Source organism: Bradyrhizobium aeschynomenes (genome assembly GCF_013178945.1).
Lineage (GTDB): Bacteria > Pseudomonadota > Alphaproteobacteria > Rhizobiales > Xanthobacteraceae > Bradyrhizobium > Bradyrhizobium aeschynomenes.
In genome coordinates this window covers 356,960-376,708 of record NZ_JABFDM010000004.1, presented here as the reverse complement: position 1 = coordinate 376,708, position 19,749 = coordinate 356,960, and the positions used below count along the sequence as shown (strand labels likewise).

The following is a 19,749-nucleotide window of genomic DNA, read 5'->3' as shown; positions in this document are numbered from 1 at the left end:
CCAACTCATTCCGCCGCCGGAGTGATGGCCGGCGGCGGCTTGTGCTGATGCCCGGCGTCCGGCGCGTGATCGGACGGCGCCTCCTCGGTGCCGTCGGACACGATGAGCTTGCGGCCGAGACGCGCGAACAATGCGCCGACGTCGTCCATCACCAGGAACATCGCCGGCACGAACAGCAGCGACAACACGGTCGAGAACACCAGGCCGCCGATCACCGCGAGCGCCATCGGCGAGCGGAATTCGCCGCCCGCGCCGACCGCGAGCGCGCTCGGCATCATGCCGGCGACCATCGCGATCGTGGTCATCACGATCGGACGCGCCCGCTTCATGCCGGCATCGATGATCGCTTCGTCGCGCCTAGTGCCGGCATGGATCGCCTCGACGGCGAACTCGACCAGCATGATCGCGTTCTTCGTGACGATGCCCATCAGCATCATCATGCCGATATAGACGGGGATCGTGAGCTGCTTGCCGGTCAGCATCAGCGCGCCGATCGCGCCGCCGATCGACAGCGGCAGCGAGAACAGGATCGTGATCGGCTGCAGGAAGGTGCCGAACAGGAGCACCAGCACCGCATAGACGATCATCAGGCCCGCCGTGATCGCCGTGATGAAGCCGGAGGCCAGCTCGTTCAAGCTCTCGGCATCGTCAGACGGAATCAGCTTGACGCTCGCCGGCATCGTCTTTCTGACCGGCAGCTCGTCGATCAGCTTGGTCGCGTCGCCGAGCGCCGCCAGTCCGACGAGATCGGCGGAGACCGTGGCCTGCCGGCCGCGGTCGTAGCGGCTGATGCTGGTCGGCCCCTGGTCGAGCTTGATGTCGGCGACGACCGCCAGCGGCACGCCGCCCTTCTCGCCATATTGGCCGAGCGGCACGCGGAGCTGCTCGAGGATCTTCACGTCGCTGCGCGCCGCATCCTCCAGCTGCACCCGGATCGGAACGAGGCGGCCGCCCACGTCATATTTCGCCAGCGCAGGGCCGACGTCGCCGATGGTGGCGACGCGGATCGTCTGCGACAGGCTTTCGGTCGACACGCCGAGGCGCGCGGCAAGATCGGCGCGCGGCTGCACCCGCAATTCCGGCCGGTCGAGCGAGGTGTCCGAGACCACATTGGAGATGATCGGAATCCGCTTCATCTGCGAGGCGAGCTCGCTCGCGACGTTGTCGACCAGCTTGGGGTCCGATCCCGTCAGCACCAGCTTGATCGGGCGCAGGCCGTTCTCGTCGGTGAACCAGAAGCGAATGTCGGGGATGGTCTCGAGATCCTTGGTGATCTCGAGCTCGAGCTCCTTCTGGGTGATCTTGCGCTCGGTCTTCGGCGTGTAGTTGACGATCATACCGGCGCGGCGCACCTCCATGGCGCCCTGCAGCCGGCCACCGTCCACGAAGACGCTGCGTACCTCGGGCCGCTTGCGCAGCCGCGCCACGATGTCCTCGGTCACCTTCTCGGTATAGGCGAGCTGCGCGCCGGGCGGCAGCTCGATCGCGAGCAGCGATCGCGCCGCGTCCTGCGCCGGCAGGAATCCTTGCGACAGCAGCGTCGTGCTCCAGATCGAGGCTGCGAAGATGCCGATGCCCAGGAGGACCGTGACGAAATAGCGCTTCACCGACCACGTCACGATGCGCTGATAGGCACGCAGGATGAAGCCCGGCGGCGGATCGTCATGGTCGTGGTGCTTGAGGAAATAGGCCGCCAGCATCGGCGTGACGAAACGCGCCGCCAGCAGCGAGAAGAACACCTGGACCGAGACGGTGATGCCGAACTGCTTGAAGAACTGCCCGGCGATGCCGGACATGAAGCTGGCCGGCGCGAAGATCGCGATGATCGTCAGGCTGATCGCGATAACCGCCAGCCCGATCTCGTCGGCGGCGTCGAGCGCCGCGCGATAGGGCGACTTGCCCATCCGCATGTGGCGCACGATGTTCTCGATCTCGACGATGGCGTCATCGACGAGGATGCCGGTCGACAGCGTGATCGCCAGGAACGAGACCATGTTCAGCGAGAAGCCGAGGATGTCCATCGCCCAGAACGCCGGGAAGATCGACAGCGGCAGCGAGATCGCCGCAATGACGGTGGCCCGGAAGTCCCGCAAGAACAGCAGCACGATGATGACGGCGAGGATCGCGCCCTCGAACAGGGTCGAGATCGCGGCATCGTAGTTGCCCTTGGTGAACTCGACGGAGGTATCGATCAGCCGGAGATCGACATCGGGATGCGCCGCCTTGACCTGGTCGATGCGCTTCTGCACCGCCGCGGCAACCACCACGTCGCTGGCGCCCTTGGCGCGCTTGATGCCCAGCGCCACCACCGGCTCGCCGTTGAAGCGCGCGAAGGTGCGACGGTCCGCGATGGTGTCGGTGACGGTGCCGAGATCCGCCAAGCGGACCTCGCCGCCGCCGAACAGCGGGATCATCGTGTTCGACAGCTCGTTCAGCGTCTTGGCGCCGGCGAGCGTGCGGATGGCCTGGTCGTTCTTGCCGATCTCGGCGCGGCCGCCGGCGACGTCGACATTGGTGCCGCGCAGGCTCTGGCTGACATTGACCGCGGTCAGGCCCATGGCCTGCAGCCGGTCGGGATCGAGCGACACCAGGATCTCGCGCTCGACACCGCCGATGCGCTCGACCTGGCTGACGCCGCGCACGCCCTGCAGCTCGCGTTTCACCACGTCGTCGACGAAGAACGAGAGCTGCTCCGGCGTCTTGCCCGGCGAGATCGCGGCGTAGGTGACGATCGGCAGGCCGATCTTGTCGACGCGCGAGATCAGGGGCTCGGTGACGTTCTGCGGCAGGTCGGAGCGCACCCGCGTCACGGCGTCCTTGACGTCGTTGATGGCCCGGTCGGTGTTGGTTTCCAGCGCGAAGGTGATGGTCGTGACCGACAAGCCGTCGGTGATCAGCGACTGGATGTGGCGGGCGCCTTCGACGCCGGAGACGCCGTCCTCGATGATCTTGGTGACCTGCGATTCAAGCTCCGACGGCGCGGCGCCGAACTGCGCGACCGCGACCGAGATCACCGGGATGTCGGCGTTCGGCAGCCGGGTGACCGCGAGCTTGGTGAAGCTCATCCATCCCAGCACCAGCAGGATGATCGAGAAGAGGATCGAGGGCAGCGGGTTCCGGATCGACCATGCCGAGATATTCAGTGCCATCAGCGTACCCGCGTGCGATCGATGTCTTCGGCGAACATGGTCTTGATCTGGTCGCCGTCATGCAGCGAGCTGCCGGCGTCGGCCACCACGATCTCTCCCTCGGTCAGACCTTCGAGAATCTCGGTCGAGGTGTCGGAGACGAGGCCGACACGGACCCTGCGGGTCTCGATCGTATCGCCCTTCACGACCTGGATGGTGAGATGATCGATGGCCGTGTTGGGAACGGCGACGCCGCAGGACCGCCGCGCGTCGATGTTGGCGCGCGCGAACATTCCGGGCTTCAGCGAGGGATTGCTGGTCAGCGTGATGCGGACATGGCCGAGCTGGGTGGTCCGGTCGACCTGCGGCGCCACCACGCGCAGGCGGCCGATGATGTCGGGGAGATTGTCGCGGGTGATGCGCACCGGCGCGCCGGCGCTGAGCTTCAGGAGATGAATGCTCGGCACTTCGGCGTCGAGCTCCAGCTCGTTGTTGACGGCGATGCGGAACATCGGCCCGGCCTGGGGCGAAGCCGGCGCCCCGGCAATCGTGCGCACCTCGGTGACGAGTCCCGCGGCCGGCGCGCGTAGCGACAGGGGCCGGCCGGCCGCAGCGGCCGGCGCCCCCGGTTGCGGCGGAGGCGGCGTCAGGCGCGCGAGTTCCTGATTCTCAGTGACCGTGTCGCCTTCCTTCACGAGAACGTCCGTGACGCGCGATCCCTCCTGGTCGGCGCCGGCCACCGCCTCGCGGCGGGGCACGACGAAGCCGGTGACGCGCACGAGATCGGAGAAGCAGGCCTTGCCGGCCTTGGTGACGAGCACCTGGGCCTGCATCCGCGGCTCCTCGGCGGCGGGATGCGGACGATGCTCGTACCAATAATAGCCCGCGACCAGGGCCACGAAGACGACCACGCTGGCCGCGGTCTTGAGGGATTTGGGCAGCTTCATCGCAGAGCAGATCCGGTCGGCACGAGATGCGGTTTCACGGTGGGGCTGCTGTTGCGGCCGGCGTGGAGCAGGCCGGCCCGACGAGACGATGCGCCCCGCAACGCTGCGAGACGCATCCGGTCACCTCGATGTGCTGCCACGCGGCCCCCGACGGCGTTATGCAGACGCGCTACTTGGCCGCCGTCTTGCTCTGCATGTTGACGACCTGGACGCGGCGGTTCACCTCGGCCAGCGGCCGGCTCGGATCCTTCAGCTTGCTCTTGCCGTAGCCGACGGTGACGAGGTCGGCGCCGGCGATGCCGAACTTCTCGACCAGATAGCGCTTGATCGCATCGGCGCGACGCTCCGACAGATCCTGATTGTAGCCGTCGGCGCCGGCGGCATCGGTGTGACCGGCGACCACGAAAGTCGATCCCTTCAGGTCGGGGCTGGTCAGCGCCCGGCCGAGCGCCTGCACCGAGGGCATCGACTTCTGGCTGATGTTGGCGGAATTGTAGTCGAAGGTGATCTCGAGATCGATGTTCGGCTTGGTCTTGGCGACGGCGGCGATCTCCTCGCGCTCGGCGATCGACAGCGAGCGGGTCGAGCGGCCGCGAATGCTCTGCAGGAACTTGTCCTGCTCCGGCGTGACGGCAGGCGCGGCCTCCGACGGCGGCGACATCGACAGCCCGCGGGTCAACGGCTTCTTCGGTCCGGCCAGTGCGCGGACGATCTGGTCTTCCGTCACGTCCTCGGCGGCGAAGGCCGGCGTGACGCTCAACGCGGCAGCCGCGCTCACCATCGTGGCGACCAGAAGACCGGCCAGGCTGGCGGCTTTGCTCAGGTTCGTTTTCGGTGCGGTCATTGCCAATCCCTCCTCGCGCGCGACTCACGCGAACTCATGTCCCACCTCATCGCGAACGCCCCGCTCACGATGTCGGCTGTTCGCTCGATATGTCGGTCCGGCGCGCCGCATGGTTCGAGACGGCCGGTCGGCGCGCGCAAAAATTCAGCGCACGCCGTAGCCTTCGAACTCGCGGGCGATGTTGGGGTCCATCGCCTTGGCGTTGGCGATGTCGAGCGCGCCCTCCTGCGCGGCGCCGTTGCGCTGCTTGGCCAGACCCCGTCCGTACAAGGACGAGGTCAGCCGCGGATTGATCTTCAGCGCCGCATCGAAATCGGCGATCGCGTTCTTGGCCGCGCCGCTCTTGAGATTGACGAGGCCGCGGCTGTCGAGCGCGTCGACGAAATTCGGCCGCAGCCGCAGCGCCTCGTTGCAGTCGCGCAGCGCGGCCTGCAGCTCGCCGACGACGGTGCGGGCCCAGCAGCGGTTGTTGAGCGCCTCGACGTCCTTCGGATTGATCCGGATCGTATCGTCGAAATCGCGGATCGCCTGCGCATAGGCGCCCTTGCTGGCATAGACCTGACCGCGACGGTACAGCGCGCTGGCGTCCTCGGGATTGGCGGCGATCTTGGCGGTCAGGCTCTTGATGGTCGGGTCCTCGGCGAACGGATCTTGCGCGGGAGCAGCCGGGGCTGCGGGAGCGACCGGAGCCGCGGGGGCGACGTTCGCGACCGGCGGCAGGGGCGCCGGTGTCGGCGCAGGCGGAGCCGGCGCGACCGGGGCCGGGGGCGGCGTGTCCACCTTCTGAACCGGTGCAGGCTGCGGCACCGGCGGAACCGGCGGCAGCGGGGCCGGCACGGGTGGCGCCACGACCACCTGGGTCGGCGTCGGCGCAGGCGTCGGAACCGGCGCGGGCGCCGCGCTGCTCTCGACCGGCGGGGCGGGGCGGGCACCGCCCGCTCCCGGTACGAAGGAGAAGTCCTCCGCCAGCGACGACGAGATCCACGGCACCTGCTCGCTGCGCGAGGCCCGCGTCACGCCGACGCGGGTCCGGTTCAGCGTCTCCTCGGCGGTGAGGTCGGGAACGCGGATCTCCTTCAGCAGCTCCTGCACGAACAGGCTGCGGTCGCGGCCGGTATCCGACACCACGGACGACAGCGCGGCCGAGTACATCACCAAGGTACCGCTCGGCGCGATCACCGGCGCGAGGCCGGCCGACGCCGTGCGGAACCGGCGCTCATAGGGATTGCGCCGGGAGGCATCGAGCAGCGCGATCTTCACGCCGGCGCCGCGGCTGTTGATCTCCTGCAGCACCTGCTCGAGGCTGATGCCGTCGCGCCGCACATCGGCCTCCTGCCAGATCTGCGCGTCGATCGGGATCATGTAGCTGGTGCGGCTCGACTGGATGCCGAAGCCGGAGAAGAACACCAGCGCCACCGAGCCCGGCTTGATCTTGCCATAGAGCCGCTCGAGCCCGCGGCGCATCGCATCGCCCGTGGCGTTCTCGAGCGTCTCGACGGCGAAGCCGTCGCGCTTCAGCTCGTCGGTGAGATCGCGCGCATCGTTGAGCGGTTCCTTCAACGGCGCTTCGGCATCCGGATATTTCGCGTTGCCGATCACGAGAGCGAAGCGATCGCCGGCCGCATCAGCGGGTCCGGACCACATGATCGAGAACATCAAACCGAGCAGCAACAGCAGGCGAAGCGTCATCACGATGGCGGTCCAGCAAACAGGCGCCGTCCAGCTTGCGCCGCGGCGACCTTATCCCACGCGTCAGGCATTATCAAATCGCCGTGACGACACGTCAACCGCTTGCAGCGATTGAGGAATCGTCGAGTGCGACAGCCGCCGATGCAAGGGCTCTTGCGAGCCTGCGCTTCCACGACACCGCCCGACCATGCCGCGATACCGGCGTCATGCAATGTGAGATGCCTCACGCTTTGTCTCGGCCGACCGCGGTCCGGTTCGACGTCCACGGCAATTGACCTTCGGCGTCGGCGGTGGCTCGATGCCGGCAGGCGCGATCACCGACGCGCCCAACAACGAGAACGAGAAGGCCTGATGGGGAACGCCACCGAGATCTATGCGCTGCGCTATGCGACGATGTCGCCGCGCACCTTGCACATGAACTTCCTGCAGCCCGATCCGCACGACACCACGGCGCAGGACCTCGACTATTTCGTCTGGCTGATTCGCACCGGCGGCCGCGACATCCTGGTCGACACCGGCTTCAACGCCGCGGAGGCCGAGATCCGCCACCGCACCCTGACCCGCGACCCGGTCGATGCGCTCGCTTCCTTCGGCGTCGATGCCGCCGACATCCGCGACATCATCGTCACACATCTGCATTACGACCACGCCGGCAATCTCGACCGCTTTCCCAATGCGCGCTTCCATCTGCAGGAGCGCGAGATGGCCTATGCCACGGGCCGCTGCATGTGCCTGGGCATGCTGCGCTACCCGTTCACGGTCGAGCACGTCACCACCATGGTGCGGCACGTCTATGGCGACCGCGTCACCTTCCACAACGGCGACGGCGATGTCGCGCCCGGCGTCACCGTGCACCGCGTCGGCGGCCATTCCGACGGGCTGCAGGTGGTCCGCGTCGACACCGCGCGCGGCCCCGTCGTGCTCGCCTCGGACGCCGCGCATTACTACGCCAATCTGCAGCGCCGCAGCCCGTTTCCGATCGTCTACAATGTCGGCGACATGGCGCAGGGCTGGGAGACCATCGAGCGCCTCGCCGGACATCCCGACCGCTTCATTCCGGGCCACGATCCGCTGGTGACCGAGCTGTATCCGCGCGTCAACGAAGCGGCCGATGCCTATGCGCTGCACGTGGCGCCGTCGCGGTCGTTCGCGACATAGGGGCGAAGAACCTGTTCGTCTGATGTGATTGTCAAACAGCCCACGCGGCTGCAGGTCCGCGGTCTCGCGGCGCGTTTCGCGTCCGAGCTGTGATCGTCGTGAGACCCTCTTCATGGCAGAGGGCGCAGGGAAGGCCAGGCCTCGGCTGAGGCCTGCGGTCCGCGTGCAGCAAACAAGCACGCGGCAGAACCACAGGTCAGCCGGATGACCCGGCCCTCCCTGCACGACGGCTTTACGGATTATACGCAGTCTCCCCGGTGACCGGCTGGTTTGCCACCGTAGCGACAACGCGCGCATCACGCGCATTGCGCGGACCTCAGCGTCGGGAGGCCAGGACCCTGCGACTTCACCGTCCACGGCCTGGCGTACGTCGGCATGCTCTGAGCACGCTGCGCCACGCCGTGGCCATCGCATCCCACCCCAACGCATCGTGACGTTCGCGAGGCGCCCCTCTTCAATGAGGCGGGACGGGCGCAAATGTCCGCCTGATTTGCCCGACGACACAAGAGATTTCTTTTTTGCCGAAGATCTGGACAACCCAAATCAGCTTGAATTCGCTAGACAAATTCGCCGGATGCGACCAAGGATTGCGGATGCTTTTCTGACGAGTTCATTGAGCCGCGATGGGGGCGTCCAGCAATTTCGACTTTCTCGCCGGCCAGGACGAGCGCCCGGCGCGGCGGGGCGCACTCGCCGAGCGGCTGGAAGCGGCGACCCTGACCAAGGCGTTCAAGAGCGAGCCGGTGCGCCTTTGCCCACCCTACAAACCGAATGCGAGCAGCAAGCGCGCCGCCAAATGCAGCGCCCTCGCCCCTTGCGGGAGAGGGCATCTCCGGCCGGTCCGCGCACGCGGTTGGGTGAGGGGTATCTCTCCGCGAACGACACTTGTGGAGAGACGCCCCTCACCCAAGTGAGTTTGTCGGTCCTACGTGCATGCCCTCTCCCCCAAGGGGCGAGGGCACAGTCACGAGCACTGCGCTGTATGCGGCACTGTTAGTAGTTCACCCACCACCGGCGTCCCGGACAGGCCACGATGTGCGAAAGCGCGGCGTGGCGCCGACCGGGGGCCATACTCCGCGGCGGGTGTGGTGAGCGGGCTCTAACGACGTACCTGCCTCAAACTCCTCACTGGGGTGATGGGTCCCGGCTCGAGGCCGGGACGACGGCGGAGGTTGGCGAAGCGGCTTGGCTCCATTGAAGCGGTTCGGCTTCATTGAAGACCGGTGGACATCGCAGCAACATTCGCTGCGCTCACCGCAGCTCCACCGACACCTTCTTCGCGAGGTGCTCGCCGAGGAAGCGCACGTCCCAGTTGGTCAGGCGGACGCAGCCGTGGGATTCCGACTTGCCGACCTTGGAGGGCTCGGCGGTGCCGTGGATGCCGTAGCCGTTGCCGACCGAGAGGCCGATCCAATAGGCGCCGACCGGACTGTTCGGGCCGGGCTTGATGGTGAACGGCTTGCGCGCCTTGACGCCCTCGAATGCGTAGTCGGGATTGTAGCGGTAGTTGGGATCGGCATCGCGCGAGGTGACCTTGAAGGTGCCCTCCGGCGTCGGCTTCTCCTCGCTGCCGACGGTGGCGGGAAACACTGCGACCAGCTTGCCGTCCCTGGCGAAGGCCTGCACGTGACCGGCATCCTTGTCGATGTCGAGCCTGGTGATCTCCGGCAGCTTCTCGTCCGGCCTGATCACGTTGGCGACGACGATCTCGCTGCCTTCCTTGTCGAAGGTGCCCTTTGGATTCAACGCCGCGAGCAGCGTCTCGCTCATGTGAAATTTCTCGGCCAGGGCCTCGCGCGGCGAGGTGTAGCCGATTGCCGGCAGGTCCTTCATGTCCTCCATCTTCTGCGGCAGCTTCTTCAGGAACGGCCCTTTCACATCGTCGCGGGTGATGGTGTAGCTGACGATGGCGGGCGCCGGATCGCCGCGCAGCAGCGCATCCCACAGCTCGGGCGTCAGCTTCGCATCGCCGGCGCGGCCCTTGTCGCCCGTAACACCCTTATCGCCGGCGAGCCCCTTGGCCTTGGCGAACGCCGCCAGCGCCTTGCGCGCATTATCGCCGAACCGGCCGTCGATCTCGCCCGGCGACACATGGGCACGGTCGAGCAGCACCTGGGCGCGGATCGCCACCGGGTCCATCTTCTCCTCGGCCGGCGGCCGCTTGCGCAGCTCGGCGCCGTTGACGGAGTCGGCGGTGAGCTCGGCGGAGACCGCTGATGTGACGAGGGCGGCGCAGAGCAGAAGCGGTAACCAGAGCCGAAGCATGATCGTGATCCCAGGTGACAGACGGCTGACGTTCGGCAGCGTCAACGTGGCGATGACCGGGAAGTTCGGCGCGATCGGGGCGCCGGCTGAACGTCCCGGCCTCCTGGCGCGACTATTGGGGACGCGGGTCGGCTGGCCCGGCGGCGGCGCGTCTGCTATCCCCGGCGACAGCCGTTCGATGATGTGGGTACGCGAGGATCGGTTTCGCATGGGACATGCCGCAATTGCCGCCACGATGCGCCGGACGCCGCTGCTCGCAGCGGTCGGCCTGCTGGCCCTGATTCAGGCGGCCGCGGCGGCCGAGGATGGCGCGCCGAAGGGCGCCGCGGTCAGCGTGCTCAAGGCCACCAAGGCCTGCTTCGACAACACGGTCGAAGTGTCGGGCATGGTGCTGGCCCGCGACGAGACCGCGGTGAGACCCGATCGCCCGGGGCTGAAGGTGGCGGAGGTGATGGTCGATGCCGGCAACACCGTCACCGCCGGGCAGGCCCTGGCGCGGCTGACGCCGCCCGAGGGCGGCACGATCACGATCCAGGCGCCGGTTGCCGGCACCGTCCTGTCGTCCAGCGCCACCATCGGCGCCCTCGCCTCGGGCCGCGGGGAGGCGCTGTTCTCGATCCTGGCGCGCAACGAATACGACCTCGTCGGCCTGGTGCCATCAGCCCAGCTCGCCAAGCTCGCGGTCAACCAGACGGCCAGGATCCGTATCGTCGGCGCCGGCGAGGTCGACGGCAGGATCCGCCGCGTCGCGCCGACCGTGGAGCCGAACAGCCAGCTCGGCCAGGCCTTCATCGGCATCACCGGCAATGCGAAACTGCTGGTGAACGCGTTCGGCCGCGCGGTGATCAAGATCGGCCAGAGCTGCGGCGTCGCGGTGCCGCTGACGGCGATCCTCTACGATTCCGACGGCACCGTCGTGCAGGTGGTCCGCGCCCAGCGCATCGAGACCAAGCGGGTCGAGATCGGCCTGATGGCCGGCGGCCAGGTCGAGATCAAGGACGGCCTCGCCGAGGGTGAAATCGTCGTCACCCGCGCCGGCGCCTTGCTGCGCGAAGGCGACCCGGTGCGCCCGGTGATGGCGAGCAATTGAGGGACGAAACAGCCGCGCGGCAAACGCGCTGTTCACCCTCCCCTGGAGGGCAGGGCAGTCGCATATGGAGACACTGGTCTCTCGCGACGACCAATCCTGGCAGTTGGTTAATCCGTCATGCCCGGGCTTGTCCCGGGCATCCACGCCGTTCTCAGCAGCCGGACGACGTGGATGGCCGGGACAAGCCCGGCCATGACGACGTGGAGAGAGACGAACGCATCATTGCGATCTTCGAATGCGATAGCCCTGCCCCTCCAGGGGAGGGTGAAGACCCGATATGGCGAAGCATCTTGGAGGGAGCGGCCTCAGCTGCCGGCGTTGGCGACGTCCGTGCTGAGGCGGATGTCCTCGACCAGCGAGGACGACACCGACGGCACCTGCTCGCCGTCGGAGCTGCGCGCGATGGCGTTGCGGGTCTTGTTGAAGACGGCCTCGGCGCTCGGGCTCTTGCCAAGCTGGTTGAGCAGCTCCGACACCAGCACGCTGTTGGCCTGATCCTTCGGATCGTCCAGCACCTGGCCCGGCGTCGCCGACGACAGGATCAGCGCGTTCGCGGGCGCCGTGATCGGCGCGAGGCCGTGCGAATAGGAACGGAAGCGGCGCTCATAGGGATTGCGGCGCGAGGCATCGATCACGACCAGCTTGGCGCGCGCGCCCTGCTCGCGCACGGCATCGAGCACGCGCTCGACGCTGGTGCCCTCGCGGCGCACGTCGGATTCCCGCCAGATCTTGGCGTCGACCGGAATCATGTAGCTCTCGCGGCCCGACTGGATGGCAAAGCCGCCGAAGAACAGCATCACCACCGAATCCGGCTTGATCCTGGACTTGAGGCGCTCGATCGCGCGGCTGATGTCGTCCTTGCGCGCATCCTCGACGATGTCGACGTCGAAACCGTCGCGGCGCAGCGCGCCGGTGAGGGCGCGGGCATCGTTGATCGGCTGGGCGAGCGGGGCGTTGGCGTCGGGGTAGTGACCATTGCCGATGACCAGCGCGAGACGCGCGCCGGTGCCGGCCGACATGGCGCCCTGCTCGACGGCGTCCGCCTTGCCGCCGTCGATCGACCGCTTGTTCAGGGCAGCATGCGCGCCGAGCGCGAGCGACACCGTGCACAGCAGCGCCGCGGCGATCACGGCCGACCGGCGAGAGAGAGAAGGCTGCCTTGCGGTCATCACGTCAATCCTGGTCCGAGCCGATCCAGTCGTTCCAAAGGGTCGCACCCTTTGGTCGCGCTGGCGCCTCTGAGGTTTGAGGGGTTGCGAGACGATGTGTCGTCACTTTGCGCGCAAATTGCGGCACCGCAACGAAGAAAGGCTTAACCCGAACCCGCCGATCAGGCAACATCGGAACACCATTGACTTTTCAAGCACTTGGAAATTAAGGCGAATTTAACCATGACGCCGATCTCCAAACGGCCCCAGGCGGACCGCCGGAGAGCCACATTGCGGTCAAATCCCCAGCCTCCGCAGTGACCCCGCTCACGTTGTCTTTGACCGTCCAGCGTGTCAGTTTGAACCATGTATGCGCGTGACGAGCCGTTGGCCGGGCGCCGTTGCCGTGCATGCCGACCGTCCCGCCCCCGACAACCCGCGAGTCCCGACGTTGAGTTTGCAATATTTCGCCGGAGCCGCCTGTCGCACGCTCACGGCCCGGAAGGATGGTCCCTCGCTGTACGAGGTCTGCGATCCCATCCTGCGCCAGCCCGGCAGCGGCGGCGACCCGCATCTGTCGAAATTCTACCGGACCGCGCTCGGCAACCCCGCGCTGCGCACGTTGCTGCGCCGCGCCGGGCTGCCCGAGCTGAACGATCCCGCGCGGCTCAATGCGCTGCGCCAGGCGCTGGTTCTCGCCCGCGACAATCCGACGCCGGACTGGGAGAGCGTGGGCGGCCCGATCGCCGAGCTGGTCGACGGCATCACGTTGCAGCACCCGGCCCCGCCGCGCCGGACCGGAGCCGTGGCGATGCCGCCCGCAGCCGAGATCGACCGCGTGATCCGCGCCTGTGGCGCCGATCTGCTCGGCTCCTATGGCCGTAACGGCTTCATCCCGACCTACGCCGCCTTCAACCTGATCGGCGATCCCGACATCAGGGGACGCGAGGTCCTGATGGCGCTGCAGGGCCTCGACGCCCGCGGCTACAAGAACTCGACCTTGATGTTCAACCTCGCCCGCGTGTTCATCGCCCGCTCGCCGGCAGCGGCCGTGATCAATCCGCCGTGGCGCGGCATCGCCGAGCCGATGTGGGAGCCGGTGCAGATCCGGCACCGCTCGGCCTATTACGATGCGTTCTTCACGGAGGCGCTGCTGAGCTATCTGGAGACCGGCCTTGCCTCGTCCGAGCAGACCGGCGCGGCGCGTGCCGCCATCGCCGCCATGGTCGACTTCTGCCTCGAGACCAGCCGCGAGGAGGTGCGCGGCGCCGACGGCAAGAGCTATCATGTCGTCACCGCGCTGGCGCCGCCGCCGCATCCGCGGTTCTCGCGCTTCTTCACCCAGATCAAGCAGGACCTCGGCTTCGGCGTCTACGTGCCGGATTGCGACACCACGGCGTGCTCGTTCTCGGCGGCGACCCAGGCCGGCTCCAACGATCCGATCCTCGACCAGCCGCTGGTCGATTTCTATGCCGGCTATCAGGTGCGCGCCGGCGGCAACGAGCCGCGGGTGACGGTGCCGATCAACGACAACATCGACTACGAGGGCGGCGTCGCCACCTGGATCGACAGCATGGCCGGCGAGCGGCCCTACGGCAACGACCTCGATCCGACCTTGAATCTCGACGTGCTCGAAGTGTCGTTCCGGAATCTGACGCGCTGGCAGATCCTGGAGACCGAGGCGCGACTCGCCTTCATCAGGCGGATCGTGGGCTTCCAGCAGCGGCTGGTCCTGAGCGGCGCCTTCGCCGATCCGCGCGCGCACATCTATTATCTGCCGGAGCTGTACTGCGCCTATTTCGGCCGCTGCTATCACGCCTTCATGGCGCTGCCGCAGGCGGCGCGGCAGGCGATCGATCCCGGCGGCGCGTTCGAGCTGATCCGGCTGCGTGTTCTCGCCTATGTCGAGGACGAGTTGGTCGGCCGCGAGATGAACCCGTTCGACGCCGCGCTGGCGCTGATCGCGCTCGGCCATCTCGGCGGCAATGAAGCAAGCTTCGCGCCGGCGGTGCATTGCATCGTGACGGCGTTCGGCGAAGGCGGCCGGCGGCACCCGTACCGCGCCTATGAGTGGAACAAGATGAAGACCCCAACCCGCATCCTGGTCGGCGGCCCCGAAGTGACCTCCGCCTTCGTGCTGATGGGCCTCGCCCTTGCAAGACGGTGCCGGTGATTGCGCCCGCAAGCAGGACCGAAGGAAACGGAGGCGCTCTCAGAATGAATAAGCGCACGGGCAAGAGACAACGTCGGAGAATGAAAAGCAATCAGCAACCAAATGCCTCCAATAACGCGGGGGGCGTATCCAAAAATACAGAGAGCGGCGCCGTACAACCAGCATCGCAGGCTACTCCATCGCGCACGCCAATACATCATCCAGAAGCCGAGCGAGAAGCAGGCAAGCCCGAGAGCGGCAAGAAACATTGGCTTGATTACGCGGTCGGAGCGTTTTCCTTCGTCGCGGCTATTGGCGGCATCGCTGCTACGGTGGGTGTTGGAGTCGCCTATTTCCAATGGGGTGCGATGATCGAAAGCAACCGGCTCAACAGAGAGGGATATAGTGCCCAGACCAGCGCCTTTGTCTTTGCCAATAGCATGCAATTCGTCACTTATGGCGCCAAGGTTGATGATCCTAACGAGAGCCCGCGCTGGGTCATCAGCACGGTCCTTGAGAACGTCGGAAACACACCGACAAGACATATGCGGTCTTCGTTCGATTTCGTTTGGGGTCCGGCACCAGTATCGGCCGAAACTTTTGAAAGCAGAGATCCCTACAAATTGCCCTTCGGTACCGGGTTGATAGGCCCCAAATCTGAAACTGCTACTGGGCTTTTAATATTGGGGCCTACGAATCTGACGCCGCTTCAAAAGCGCCAAACTCATGTCGGCGGGATAGGGGTCATCAAATACCAAGATATTTTCGGAGCTCCGCATCTTACGGAATACTGTTTTACTGCACTGGTGCCCCCAATTGATTTCACAAACTTCCCAATCGGCCAGCCAATCCGCGTAAAAGGGGCTTTTTGTGAACGCCACAACTGCGCCGACGAGGACTGCGGCCCAGATTGGAAGCAGCGCGCGCAACAGTAGCGCCACTCCCCGCAAGTCAAGTCCCGGATAATGGGGGGAGGGCGCACCAATCCCACCGCGAAAGCTCGACTCCAATAGGCGCTGTTGCCCTCCTCATCGCGCGAAGTTGAGCGGCTCAGGCCATCACGGCGCTGGAAGCCCGGGACGATCCGCCGCACAATCGGTGGCGTTGCCCATCTCAAGGACGACCCGCACCCGTTCATGCCGATGAAATCCGCCCTGCTCGCGCTGCTGCTGCTGCCCACCCTTGCCTCCGCCGCCGACATCACCGGCACCGCCAAGATCCGCGAGGCCGATACTGTCGTGATCGGCACGACGCGGGTCCGGCTCGGCGGCATCGACGCGCCGTCGGTCGACCAGTTGTGCCTCAACAAGAACGGCGAGCGCTGGACCTGTGGCGTGGCGGCGCGCGACGAGCTGATCAAGCATGCCGACGGCAGGAGCTGGACTTGTCATCCGCGTTCGATCGACCGCCGCGGCCGCCAGGTGGCGCGCTGCAACGTCGACGGCGAGGACATCCAGAAATGGCTGGTGCGCAGCGGCTGGGCGCTGGCCTATCGCACCCTGTCGCGCGACTACGAGCCCGACGAGGCCGAGGCGCGTGCCGCCAAGGCCGGCATGTGGCAGGGCGCGTTCATCGCCCCGTGGGACTGGCGGGTGCGCAACAAGAAGACCGCCATTCTCGGCGCCACCAAGCCGCCCGAGGGTGCGCGCGCCATCCTGCTCGCCTCGGCCTCGGGCCCGGTGGCGCCGTCCCCGGACTGCACCATCAAGGGCAATGTGAACGGCGCCGGCGAGTGCATCTATCACACGCCGCAGAGCCGCTGGTACGCCCAGATCAAGATGCGGGTCGCCAAGGGCACACGCTGGTTCTGCTCGGTCGAGGACGCCGAGGCCGCCGGCTGCCGCGAGACCCGGCGCTAGGACGGGACACGCCGGCCGGGGCATGCCAGCCCCCCGGCTTCTCCGGCTTTTCTTATGCGGCAGCGCCGCGTAAAAAAGGCCCCGGCCCGATCGCGTGCGAGGGCCCGCCATCACCCCAACACCAATCGCAAGACCACATCGCCAAGGACAATTGCAATGACCGTTCGCGCGGGCCGGGAGTTTCTGGCCATCCCGGGACCTACCACGATGCCCGACGAGGTGCTGCAGGCGATGCACCGCCCGGCGCTCGACATCTACTCCAAGCAGATGGTGGAACTGACCGACGGCATCATGTCCGATCTCGGCCGTCTCTTCGCCACCAAGGGCAAGACCTACATCTACATCGCCAACGGCCACGGCGCCTGGGAGGCCGTGCTCTCCAACGTGCTGGCGCGCGGCGACAAGGTGCTGGTGCTCGAAAGCGGCCGCTTCGCGATTGGCTGGGGCCATGCGGCGAAAGCGATGGGCGCCGAGGTCGAGGTGCTCCGCGGCGACTGGCGCCGCGCGGTACGTCCGGCCGAGGTCGAGGCGCGGCTGCGCGCCGACAAGGAGCACACCATCAAGGCGATCGTGGTGGCGCAGATCGACACGGCCTCGGGCGTCGTCAACGACGTCGAGGCGATCGGCCGCGCCGTCAAGGCGTCGGGCCATCCGGCGCTCTACATGGTCGACACGGTCGCTTCGCTCGGCTGCATGCCGTTCGAAATGGACGCCTGGGGCATCGACGTCGCGATGTCCGGCTCGCAGAAGGGCCTGATGACGCCGCCCGGCCTCGGCTTCGTCGCCGCCAATGCGCGCGCGCTCGAGGCGCACAAGCGCGCCGACATGCGCACGCCGTATTGGGACTGGAGCGAGCGCGAGGGTACCGAGCACTACCGCAAATATGGCGGCACCGCGCCGGTGCATCTGCTGTTCGCGCTACGCCAGGCGATGGACATGCTGTTCGCCGAAGGGCTGCCGCACGCGTTCCGCCGCCACCAGCTGCTCGGCGAGGCCGTGCGCCGCGCGGTGGCGAAATGGAGCGAGGGCCAGGTGATCGGCCTCAACATCGAAGAGCCCACGGAGCGCTCCAACACCGTGACCACCGTGCTGATCGGCGGCGGCTATGATCCGGCCGTGCTGCAGAATTACTGCAAGGAGCAGTGCGGCGTCGTGCTCGGCACCGGCATCGGCGATCTCAGCGGCAAGGCGTTCCGCATCGCCCATATGGGGCATGTCAACGCCCCGATGGTGCTGGGCACGCTCGGCGTGATCGAAATGGCGCTGGTGGCGTTGAAGATTCCGCACGGCCGCGGCGGCCTCGATGCCGCGATCCAATGGCTCGGCGAGAGCGTGACCCCGTAAAGGACGATATGACCGATCGCAGCACCAAGGCGCCGGCGGCGCCACGCCGCCCTCACACCTTCACCCGTCACGGCATCACCGTGCAGGACGATTATGCCTGGCTGAAGGATGCGCGCTGGCAGGAGGTGCTACACGATCCGTCGCTGCTGGATGCGGATATCCGCGCCTATCTGGAGGCGGAGAACGCCTATGCCGAGGACGTGCTCGGCCATACTGCGCCGCTGCAGAAGAAAATCGTCGCGGAGATGCGCGGCCGCATCAAGGAGGATGATTCCTCTGTGCCGTCGCCTGACGGCCCCTATGCCTACTTCCGCAAATACCGCGAAGGTGGCCAGCACGAGCTGTTCTGCCGGACGCCGCGCCACGGCGGCGCCGAGACGATCGGGCTCGACGGCGATGCGCTGGCGCGCGGCCACGACTACTTCAAGTTCGGCGGCAGCCGGCATTCGCACGACCACAAGCTCGTGGCGTGGAGCGCCGACACCAAGGGCTCGGAATATTTCACCATCCGCGTCCGCGACTGGGATGGCGGCAATGACCTCGCCGACCTCGTCGAGGAGACCGACGGCGGCGTGGTGTGGTCGCGCGACTGCAAGAGCTTCTTCTACGTCAAGCTCGACGACAATCACCGCCCGATGCAGGTGTGGCGCCACAGGCTCGGCACCAAGCAGGCCGATGACGTGCTGGTGTATGAGGAAAAGGACACCGGCTGGTTCACGCATGTGCACGAATCGACCTCCGGCCGGTTCTGCGTCATCGCCGGCGGCGATCACGAGACCTCCGAGCAGCGGCTGATCGATCTCGATGCGCCCGAGGCACCGCCGCGCCTGGTCGCGACGCGCGAGACCGGCGTGCAATATTCGATCGCCGATCGCGGCGACGAGCTCTACATCCTCACCAATGTCGATGGCGCCATCGACTTCAAGATCGTCACGGCACCCCTCGCCTCGCCTGAGCGCGCCAACTGGCGCGATCTCATCCCGCATCGCGCCGGCATCTATGTGCTCGACCACGACCTCTATGCCGGCCATCTGGTGCGGCTGGAGCGCGCCAACGCACTGCCGTCGATCGTGATCCGCGATCTCACATCGGGCCAGGAGCATGCGATTGCCTTCGACGAGGGCGCCTATTCGCTCGATGCGATGGGGTCGTATGAATTCGACACGACCAATCTGCGCTTTGCCTATTCGTCGATGACGACACCGTCCGAGGTCTATGACTATGACATGGTGACGCGCGCGAAAACCTTGCGCAAGCGCCAGGAGATTCCGTCAGGTCATAATCCGGCCGACTACGTCACCACGCGCATCATGGCGAAAGCGGATGACGGCGCCGAGGTGCCGGTATCGCTGCTGCACCGGCGTGACTTCAAGGCCGACGGCTCCGCGCCGCTGCTGCTCTATGGCTACGGCTCATACGGCCATGCGATGCCGGCATCGTTCAGCGCCAACCGGCTGTCGCTGGTCGATCGCGGCTTTGTCTATGCCATCGCGCATATCCGCGGCGGCACCGACAAGGGCTGGGGCTGGTACCTGGACGGCAAGCGCGAGAAGAAGACCAACAGCTTCGACGATTTCGCGGCAAGCGCCCGCGCGCTGATCGCGGCGAACTACACCAGCGCCAAGCGCATCGTCGGCCATGGCGGCAGCGCCGGGGGCATGCTGATGGGCGCGGTGGCCAACCGCTCGGGCGAGCTGTTCGCCGGCATCGTCGCCGAGGTGCCGTTCGTCGACGTGCTGAATACGATGCTCGACGACACCCTGCCGCTGACGCCGCCGGAATGGCCCGAATGGGGCAACCCGATCGAGAGCGAGAAAGACTTCCGCACCATCCTGTCCTACTCGCCCTACGACAACGTCGCCGCCAAGCCCTATCCTGCGATCCTCGCGATGGCCGGCCTCACCGACCCGCGCGTCACCTATTGGGAGCCGGCGAAATGGATCGCGCGGCTGCGCGCGACGATGACGTCAGGCGGTCCGGTGATGCTGCGCACCAACATGGGCGCGGGTCACGGCGGCGCCTCCGGGCGCTTCAACCGGCTCGACGAAATCGCGATCGTCTACGCCTTTGCGCTGTGGGCGGTGGGCCTGGCCGGCGAGGCGACAGGCTGAGGCGCGACTCCGCG

At 66.8% G+C, this 19,749-nt stretch carries 13 protein-coding genes; 7 read left to right on the top strand and 6 right to left on the bottom strand.

The features are described from left to right. Positions 1–5: 5 nt before the first annotated feature. From HL666_RS14610 to HL666_RS14595, 4 genes are all read right to left on the bottom strand, one after another. Entirely contained in the window at positions 6–3,149 is a 3,144-nt protein-coding gene (locus HL666_RS14610; protein ID WP_172182093.1) for an efflux RND transporter permease subunit, read from the bottom strand. After that, the gene (locus tag HL666_RS14605) at positions 3,149–4,075 is read right to left on the bottom strand and encodes an efflux RND transporter periplasmic adaptor subunit (RefSeq protein ID WP_172182092.1); all 927 of its coding nucleotides are present in this window, start codon (positions 4,073–4,075) and stop codon (positions 3,149–3,151) included. The genes HL666_RS14610 and HL666_RS14605 overlap by 1 nt, the downstream gene beginning before the upstream one ends. Before the next feature lie 169 nt (positions 4,076–4,244). Beyond that, positions 4,245–4,919, bottom strand: coding sequence for an OmpA family protein (locus HL666_RS14600; RefSeq protein WP_172110446.1), 675 nt, complete (start codon positions 4,917–4,919; stop codon positions 4,245–4,247). A 144-nt stretch (positions 4,920–5,063) separates the two neighbouring features. Then, entirely contained in the window at positions 5,064–6,608 is a 1,545-nt protein-coding gene (locus HL666_RS14595) for a caspase family protein (protein WP_172182308.1), read from the bottom strand. A 351-nt stretch (positions 6,609–6,959) separates the two neighbouring features. Between HL666_RS14595 and HL666_RS14590 the strand changes: the two genes are divergently transcribed. Then, on the top strand, positions 6,960–7,766 hold the full coding sequence (locus tag HL666_RS14590; protein ID WP_172182090.1) for an N-acyl homoserine lactonase family protein: 807 nt from the start codon (positions 6,960–6,962) through the stop codon (positions 7,764–7,766). Positions 7,767–9,017: 1,251 nt separating this feature from the next. Here HL666_RS14590 and HL666_RS14585 read toward each other — a convergent pair. Then, positions 9,018–10,031, bottom strand: coding sequence for a L,D-transpeptidase (locus HL666_RS14585; protein ID WP_172182089.1), 1,014 nt, complete (start codon positions 10,029–10,031; stop codon positions 9,018–9,020). A 235-nt stretch (positions 10,032–10,266) separates the two neighbouring features. Between HL666_RS14585 and HL666_RS14580 the strand changes: the two genes are divergently transcribed. Continuing rightward, the gene (locus tag HL666_RS14580) at positions 10,267–11,121 is read left to right on the top strand and encodes an efflux RND transporter periplasmic adaptor subunit (RefSeq protein ID WP_246739910.1); all 855 of its coding nucleotides are present in this window, start codon (positions 10,267–10,269) and stop codon (positions 11,119–11,121) included. 305 nt (positions 11,122–11,426) lie between these two features. Here the strand turns inward: HL666_RS14580 and HL666_RS14575 are convergent, their stop codons facing one another. After that, positions 11,427–12,290, bottom strand: coding sequence for a caspase family protein (locus tag HL666_RS14575; protein WP_172110449.1), 864 nt, complete (start codon positions 12,288–12,290; stop codon positions 11,427–11,429). Between the two features lie 430 nt (positions 12,291–12,720). On the opposite strand from HL666_RS14575, the gene HL666_RS14570 reads away from it, so the two are divergent. The 5 genes from HL666_RS14570 (at position 12,721) to HL666_RS14550 (ending at position 19,735) form a co-directional block, all read left to right on the top strand. Continuing rightward, positions 12,721–14,442, top strand: a complete 1,722-nt coding sequence (locus tag HL666_RS14570) for a hypothetical protein (RefSeq protein WP_172182306.1) — start codon at positions 12,721–12,723, stop codon at positions 14,440–14,442. Between the two features lie 44 nt (positions 14,443–14,486). Then, positions 14,487–15,356: a hypothetical protein gene (locus HL666_RS14565; protein ID WP_172182087.1), complete on the top strand. Its 870-nt coding sequence runs from the start codon at positions 14,487–14,489 to the stop codon at positions 15,354–15,356. A gap of 201 nt (positions 15,357–15,557) precedes the next feature. After that, positions 15,558–16,280, top strand: coding sequence for a thermonuclease family protein (locus HL666_RS14560; protein ID WP_172182086.1), 723 nt, complete (start codon positions 15,558–15,560; stop codon positions 16,278–16,280). Positions 16,281–16,436: 156 nt separating this feature from the next. Next, positions 16,437–17,624, top strand: a complete 1,188-nt coding sequence (locus HL666_RS14555) for a pyridoxal-phosphate-dependent aminotransferase family protein (RefSeq protein WP_172182084.1) — start codon at positions 16,437–16,439, stop codon at positions 17,622–17,624. 8 nt (positions 17,625–17,632) lie between these two features. Further along, the gene (locus HL666_RS14550; protein WP_172110453.1) at positions 17,633–19,735 is read left to right on the top strand and encodes a S9 family peptidase; all 2,103 of its coding nucleotides are present in this window, start codon (positions 17,633–17,635) and stop codon (positions 19,733–19,735) included. The last annotated feature ends 14 nt before the right edge of the window (positions 19,736–19,749 follow it).